The sequence below is a fragment of the uncultured Campylobacter sp. genome (genome assembly GCF_905372745.1).
GTDB lineage: Bacteria > Campylobacterota > Campylobacteria > Campylobacterales > Campylobacteraceae > Campylobacter_A.
The window spans coordinates 22,785-30,273 of sequence record NZ_CAJPQR010000027.1 but is presented as its reverse complement, the minus strand read 5'-3'; the positions used below and the strand labels follow the sequence as shown (position 1 = coordinate 30,273).

Sequence of the window (7,489 nt, the reverse complement as noted above, 5' to 3'; positions counted from 1 at the left end):
ATGCTAAACGAGCTTAAAGATAGATAAAAAATGATAATAATTTCAGAACAAATAATATATATGTTTAAAAATAGCGCGTAAAATTCAGCATCTCGCAAGCCGCGGGGTTATATCATTATCAAATTTTAACAAGAAAGGGCAAAAATGACGCAGTTTGACGCAAGAAATGTCAGCATGGTGATGGATTTTTACGAACTTACGATGGCGGAGGGGTATTTTAAAAGCGGGGATCAGCCGCGCGTGGCGTTTGACGTTTTTTACCGCAAAGTGCCTAGCGGCGGCGGTTTTGCGATATTTGCAGGGCTTGAGCAAATCATTGAGTACGTAGAAAATTTTCGCTTTGAGGATAGCGACGTAGCTTATCTGCGCTCGTTAAATTTATTTAGCGAGGATTTTTTGGATTACCTGCGTAAATTTCGCTTTAGAGGCGATATATACGCATTTGCCGAGGGCACGATCATCTATCCGCAAGAGCCTTTTATGACCGTCGTGGCCTCGCCTATCGACGCGCAGCTCATAGAAACCGCGATCCTATCGCAGATAAACCATCAAAGCCTCATCGCGACCAAGGCTAGGCGCATCGTAAAAGCCGCGGACGGCAGGAGCGTGTTTGACTTCGGCGCCAGACGCGCGCATAACTTCGACGCGGCCGTATATGGCGCTAGAGCGGCCTATATCGGCGGCGCGGACGGCACGGCGACAGTGCTGGCGGCTAAGGCTTTTAGTATACCGACGACCGGTACGATGGCGCACAGCTGGGTGATGTATTTTGGCGACGAATTTGAAGCCTTTAAGCGCTACGCCCTGCTCTATCCGGGCTCCGCTTCGCTGCTCGTAGATACCTACGACGTGCTGCATAGCGGCGTACCAAATGCGATAAAAACGGCAAAAGAAGTACTTGAACCCATGGGTAAGCGCCTAAAAGCCGTTAGGCTAGACTCGGGCGACCTAGCGTATCTATCTAAAAAAACCCGCGCGATGCTAGATGCGGCGGGGCTACAAGACTGCAAAATCATCGTCTCAAACAGCCTGGATGAATACACCATCGCCTCGATTTTAACCCAAGGCGGACGCATAGACGGCTTTGGCGTGGGCGAACGACTGATAACGTCAAAAAGTGATCCGGTTTTCGGCGGAGTCTATAAACTAGTCGCAGTCGAAAAAGAAGGCATTTTTAGCCCGCGCATAAAGGTCTCGGAGGCCGTAGAAAAGATGACTAATCCGGGTCTAAAAAAGGTCTGGCGCATATATAAAGGCGGTCAAGCCGTCGCCGATTTGATCACGAACGCGGACGAAACGCCCGACCTCTCAAAACCCTACCGCTACATAGATCCCGATAGGCCGTGGAAGGAGCTGTATTTTGAAGGCTGCACGGCGCGGCAGCTACAAAATCTAGTCGTAAAAGACGGCAAGCGCGCAGCCGAGCCGGTAAATTTATCGCAAATCAGAGACTACGTAAAAAAGCAGCTCGAAAATGAAATTTGGCAGGAGGAGCAGCGCTTTGAAAACCCGCACAAACACTACGTCGATATGAGCGTAGACTACTACGAGATGAAGATGGACCTGCTAAAACAAACCAAAAAATAGCCGAGCAGGGCTTAAAGCGCTAAATTTGCCGGCGTTTTAGTAGCGGGCTTGGCCTAGTAGGCGCGGTTACTAGCTGCGGCTAGCGGTTTTGCGCCGCAAGGCTAAATTTAACCAAACGCGCTTACACGCATAAGCGGTCGCGCTAAGCATTATTTGGACGCGACTAAATTTACGGCTGGCTCATTTAAACCAAATTCGGCGTTAAATAAAGCGTAAATTTTAGCAGACGTAGAGAACAAAGCCATGATTTGGCGGTGGTTTTGAGCCGAAGTTAAATAGATTTAAAGTCTCTAAGCCGTGCCGCATGAATTTAAATTTGATAATGCGGCGGCTAAATTTGCGCGAAAATTTACCGCTAAAGCTAAATTTAACTCAAGACTAAGCGGTCTAATTTAACAAAAAATCTCCAAAACAAGCCCGCCAAAAATCCGTTTTGGCGGTTAAATTTGCCTTTAAACCGCCAAAAAACCGAAAATTCAAATTCAAACGCTAAATTTGCCGCTCGAATTTAAACATAAAAACAACCTAAGCCTCTATCGTCGCGGGCCTATCAAACGCCGTTACGCTCGGCAGTTCGCCTCTAAATTTCTCGATCTGCGCCATGCTCGTGTGCGCGGTGTTGCTTTGCGATAGCTGCGAGCTCGGTACGTCCTTGGTTAGCACGTTTATGTTGCCGTGCTTGCATAGGCTGCGCTCGCCCCAGACGGCGGGATCGTACCATGCGCCTTCGCTTACGATCACGACGTTATCTTGTGCCGTATCGCTTACCAGCGCGCCGCAGAGTATCTCGCCTCGGTCGTTGTAGATCCTCACCACGTCGCCCGTTTTGATGCCGCGCGCCTTTGCCGTGGCAGGGCTGATGAGCGCGGGTTCACGGTTTGCGATCTCGGCGTAGTTGCGGATGAGCGAGCTGTTTAGCTGCGAGTGGAGCCTAAATTTAGAGTGCGCGCCGCTGATGGCGATAGGGTACTTGCTCACGTCGCCACCCAGCCACTCAAACGGTTCCATCCACGTCGCGTGCGGCGGGCAGTCGGGATAGCCTAGCTTTTCGACCGCCTCAGAGTAGAGCTCGATCTTGCCAGACGGCGTTTTTAGCACGTTTTTCTCGGGATCGGCGCGAAAGTCCGCGTAGTTTGTGAAGTACCGCTTTTTCTCGTCGATCTTATCAAATTTGACGTAGCCTTTTTGCCAAAACTCCTCAAATTTCGGCATCGCTATGCCCATGCCCTCGGCTTTTGCAGCAGCATCGGCATAAATTTCCTTCACCCATTCAAGCTCCGTTTTACCCTCGCTAAAGGCCTGCTCGTACTCCTCGCCCCACTGCGCGCAGATGAGCCGCGCGATCTCGAAGTCGCTCTTGCTCTCGCCTACGGGCTTTACTAGCGGTTTAACCGCAAAAAGATATTCGCTAGTCGAGTTTGCAAACTCGATATCCGTGCGCTCGCACTCAAGAGCCGACGGTAGCACGATATCGCTGAGCCTCGCCGTACTCGTCCAAAAGGGCTCGGTGGTGATGATCGCTTCGATCTTTTTCATCGCTTCGACCGCGCGGTTGGTGTCGGGGTGGCGGGTGAAGGTCGAGCCGTTGGCGTTAAACATCACTCTAATGTGCGGCATGACGTATTTTTTGCCGTTGCGCTCGATCTGCTTGCCAGGCTCCATGATAGCGTCTATGAGCCTGCTGTTTGGTATCTCGTGGTATTTGGCTTTAGCTAGCTTGCCCTGCGGGGCAATGTATTTTTCGTTTACCGCGGGATTAAAGGCCTGAAGCTTTGGCGCGATGAAGCTAATATCGGCGTTTTTATGCATCTGATCGTTCATCACGTATCCGCGCCCCGTCTTGCCGATGTCGCCTAGCATCGCTGCTAGCGCGATCAGCGCCCAGTACGCCATCTCGCCGTGATGCTGACGCTGTATCGCATAGCCCGTAACTATGAGCGTGTCTTTTTTAGCTAGCGTGTCGGCTAGGCTTTTTAGCTCCTTTTCGCTCACGCCGCAAATTTTACTCGCCCATTTTAGATCCTTTTTCACGCCGTCTTTCGCGCTGGTGAAATACTCTTTAAATTTATCAAACCCGACCGTGTAGCGCTCAATAAATTCCTTGTCGTAAAGGCCGTTTTCGTAAAGATAATCGCAAAGCCCGATCAGCATTGCCGTATCGGTGCAAGGACGCACGGCAAGATAATCCGCGCCGAAATACTCTGCCGTTTCGTTGCGGTAGACGTCGACGCTGTAAATTTTCATCTCGCCTTTTTTAAATTTATCTTTCATAATCTCGTAGTAGGCGTAGGAGTTGTGCATCGGCACGCCGATAGCGATCTTGTTTGATACGACTGGATTCGTGCCCCAAAACACGATTGTTTTGGCCTCCTTTATCACGCCCTCCCAACGCGTCGGAGCGTGCGTCGGATCGATCGAGCCCGTCACGTGAGGCAAAAACGCAGTCGCTGCGCCGTATGAGTAGCCGCCAAGCTCGCTCACGTAGCCTCCTAGCGCGTTTAGCATGCGCTTTGCGGTGCGCTGCGAGTGGCCGACCTTACCGAGGCTGCCCCACTGATAAAGCTGCCCGTAAATAGCCTCAGAGCCGTATTTATCGAAGTTTTCTTTTAAAATTTTAGCGCTTAGCTTTATCGCCTCGTCCCAGCTAACGCGTACGAAGGGCTCTTTGCCGCGAAGCTGTGGCTTTGGATCTGCGGGATCGGCAAGGAAGCTTTTGCGCACGTAGGGGTATTTCACGCGCGTTTCGTTTTGGATGTGATCGCTTAGGGCGTTATTTAGCACCGTTGGCATCGCGTCGCCCTCAAACGGCTCTGTGCCCACGACTCTGCCGCCGATGGTTTGGACGTAAAACGCGCCGAATTTATTCGCGCAAAGCCCCATCTGCTCGTCAAATATCGCCTGCGCCGCCGCGTCAAATTGTTTTGCTTGCGCCGAAGCTGCCGCGAGCGCGCCTAGTTTTAGAAAGTCTCGTCTTTTCATGATTCTGCCTTAAATTTAAATTTGATTGGTTGACTCAGTTTAAATTTAGCGGGATTTACGTGGTTGAGTTTTGCATCGTTTGCCTTTTAACGTATTACGCGACCTCGCGTCTTAGCGGCGATTTTACGAAATTTAGGCTTAATTCTCGTTTTAGCAGCCGTTTTAAAAATAGCGTAAATTTAGGCCAAATTTGATAATATCTCATCAAAATTTAAAGGAAGCAAATGTCAAATTTAAAAGCCGAATTTGAGATAAAGCCTAGCGCCGAGTATAAAGCCATGACGCGCGAGGTGGGCAAGATTGTTTATAAGGGCGATAAATTTATGCGAAACATACGTATATGCGACTTTACGGCGTCGGCTCTTGGCATGTTTTTTATCACGCTTTTGTGCGTCAAATTTTACTTCAGGGAGCTTAGCGACTTGCTTAGGGATTACGGTTTTAGCGGCGTGGAAAATCTAGCCTACCTATCGTGGATGGCCGCGTTTTTTACTCTGCTTTACGCTACTGGGCTGCGGCCTTGGCTGCTTACTCGCGCGCTGATAAATAAAGCAAACTACGGCGAATTCGGATCAAAAAGCGTGATCTTAGAGGATGGGTTTTTCGTGCAAAAAAGCAAATTCGGCGAGGGCAGATATTTTTATAACGTCATCAGCGACGCCCGCTATGTCGGTAGTTTCGTCGTCATTATCATCGCAAACTCCATGTTTTACGCCGTGCCGCGCAAGGCTTTTGCAGACGGCGGAGCGGAGTTTTTAAGCGAGATAAAAAAGCGCGCGGGACTAGACGCGCAAAATCAAATTTAGGATTTAAAATGAGCGAATTTGACGAGTTAAGTTTACACGAGCCGTTTTTAAAAGGTCTACGCAATCTAATAAACGGCAACCAAGCTAAGCCTGAGGATTTGGTAGAAATTTCGCACGAAATTTTTGATTTTGAAGCCACAGCTAGCGTGACGTGGGAGTTTTACGGCAAGCGCGAGGAGAGCAAGATCGCAGGCGGCGCAAAAGAACAGATACACTTTGGCGACGACGTGCGCGGCTACGAAAATCATGCCAGAGAGTGCTTGCTGCAGGCCAGAGATAGCGCGGATCTGCGTGAAATTTTACTCACCGAACTACGCCAAGACGCAAAAGAGGCCGTCGCAAAATCAGGCGGCGCGGTTAGGTATTACGATTTTAAGCCATTTAGCATGAGCGAACGCTGCGACAACTGCGGAGGCGACGGGCAGACGCGCTGCGGCGAGTGCGGCGGACGCGGTAAAAAAACCTGCTCTAGCTGTGGCGGACGCGGCCGACAAAGCTGCTCTACGTGCGGGGGCAGCGGCGGCGTAAATCGCCCTCACACGCAGTATAACTCAGACGGCAGCACATACGTGACGTATCGCTACGAGAGCTGCTCATCATGCGGCGGCAGCGGCTCAAATACCTGCTACGGCTGCTCGGGATCAGGCACGGTTAGGTGCGGCGGATGCGGGGGATCAGGCTACGTGCAGTGCGCCCAGTGCAGCGGTCACGGATACTTTACCACGGTAGCAAATATCGGCGCCTACGCGAAACCCAGCGTAAATTTACGCATAAAATCGCGCGCCTACGCGGACGAGCTTTTGGATTTTTTATGCGCGCGCAGTTGCAAATTTATCTCACAAACGATACCGTTTTATCAAGACGAAGAGAGCGGCGACGAGAGCTCGCACCTGTTTTCTTACGTGGGTTCTAGCGCGATAACTCGGCTAAATTTTATCCTGCTAGGCAAGGAGTACGAGGCGGTGGGCTTTAGCAACCCGCCCTACGCCTTTATAAGGCCGCCCTTTTTCGATGATCTTTTCGCAGACGAGATATTGATGCTAAAAAAGATTGACGCCGACGGCAAGATAACTAGACGCGAGGCGTTTAAATTTTTCACGCGCTACTGCTCGCAGCCCGCTCTAGACTCCGCGCTAAAGCGTATCGCTAAAACGGACGGCACGCAAACAGAGGCCGCAAACGCCGTGATAGAGGCCTGCGAAGGCTACGTCTCAAGGGGCGCGGCGAGCAAACTGGGCGAAACGATGAAAAAATGCCTGGATAAAATCTCTCCCGTCTACTCGCCTGCGGTTTGGTTTGGGCTAGGCTCGCTATTTTGGCTGCTTGTGCTGGTTTTTACGGCTGGATTTTTAGGCGAAAATTTAGCCGAGCGCTACATCATGGCGCCTATTTATACGCTTATATTTTTGGCTATTTGCGCGGGCACGGCTTGGTGCGTCTTAGCGCCCCTTAGCGCGCTGGTTACGCTATTTCGACGAAGCTCCGTACCTAAAGAGTACCGCCAAAGCATGCGAAACAAAGAGGCTTTTTCGCTATTTTTTAAAATTTTAGCGGGTTTTGGAGCGGTCGGCGCGATCTACGGCGCGATATCGAGTTTTGGTTACGCTCCGACTCTTATGCAGCTTGACGAGCGATTTGAGGCGTCGCGCGGCCTGGAGGCCAAATTTCGCGAGATGACGGCTAAATTTGAAGGCTCAAACGATACGGCGCGCGAAGCAAACTCGACCGACGCAGCTAAAACCGCTCCGCAGATGACGCAAAAAGATAAAATTTTATACGTGCAAAAAGCTATCGGCGTCAAGGCCGACGGTATCATGGGCGCGCGCACGCTAAAAAAGGCGCAGGAGTTTTTGGACATAAATTTAACTAGCGCGGATGAAATTTACGAAGCCGTAAAAGCAAAAGAAGCAAGCCGCGCAAAGTGATTGCTTGTATCTCATTTTAGGAGGATAAAATGCCCAAAATCAACTGGGACGGAAGGTCTGCGGGCAACGGCGCTTGGGTATACGAAAGCAATGGCACTTGGAGCTAAATACGGCGCAAATGTTTTGCGCCAAAAAAATATAAATCCGTTTTTTATCCTTGAAAGTAAAATGTGAGCGCATTTACCTCCCCCA

4 protein-coding genes are annotated in these 7,489 nt (G+C 50.5%); 3 read left to right on the top strand and 1 reads right to left on the bottom strand.

All coding sequences use genetic code 11. The features are described from left to right. The first annotated feature begins 144 nt into the window (after positions 1-144). Positions 145-1,587 (top strand): nicotinate phosphoribosyltransferase, encoded by a 1,443-nt coding sequence (locus QZ157_RS08065; protein ID WP_295144123.1) that lies wholly within the window; start codon positions 145-147, stop codon positions 1,585-1,587. 525 nt (positions 1,588-2,112) lie between these two features. Here the strand turns inward: QZ157_RS08065 and QZ157_RS08060 are convergent. Continuing rightward, positions 2,113-4,566, bottom strand: a complete 2,454-nt coding sequence (locus QZ157_RS08060; protein ID WP_295144121.1) for a molybdopterin-dependent oxidoreductase — start codon at positions 4,564-4,566, stop codon at positions 2,113-2,115. A gap of 224 nt (positions 4,567-4,790) precedes the next feature. On the opposite strand from QZ157_RS08060, the gene QZ157_RS08055 reads away from it, so the two are divergent. Beyond that, complete coding sequence (locus QZ157_RS08055) at positions 4,791-5,372, top strand: YcxB family protein (protein ID WP_295144119.1); 582 nt, start codon at positions 4,791-4,793, stop codon at positions 5,370-5,372. A gap of 8 nt (positions 5,373-5,380) precedes the next feature. Continuing rightward, on the top strand, positions 5,381-7,297 hold the full coding sequence (locus tag QZ157_RS08050; protein WP_295144115.1) for a hypothetical protein: 1,917 nt from the start codon (positions 5,381-5,383) through the stop codon (positions 7,295-7,297). The last annotated feature ends 192 nt before the right edge of the window (positions 7,298-7,489 follow it).

Coding starts and splice junctions, on each gene's coding strand:
- QZ157_RS08060 (WP_295144121.1), bottom strand. CDS start 4,566: ATGAAAAGACGAGACTTTCTAAAACTAGGCGCGCTCGCGGCAGCTTCG.
- QZ157_RS08055 (WP_295144119.1), top strand. CDS start 4,791: ATGTCAAATTTAAAAGCCGAATTTGAGATAAAGCCTAGCGCCGAGTAT.
- QZ157_RS08065 (WP_295144123.1), top strand. CDS start 145: ATGACGCAGTTTGACGCAAGAAATGTCAGCATGGTGATGGATTTTTAC.
- QZ157_RS08050 (WP_295144115.1), top strand. CDS start 5,381: ATGAGCGAATTTGACGAGTTAAGTTTACACGAGCCGTTTTTAAAAGGT.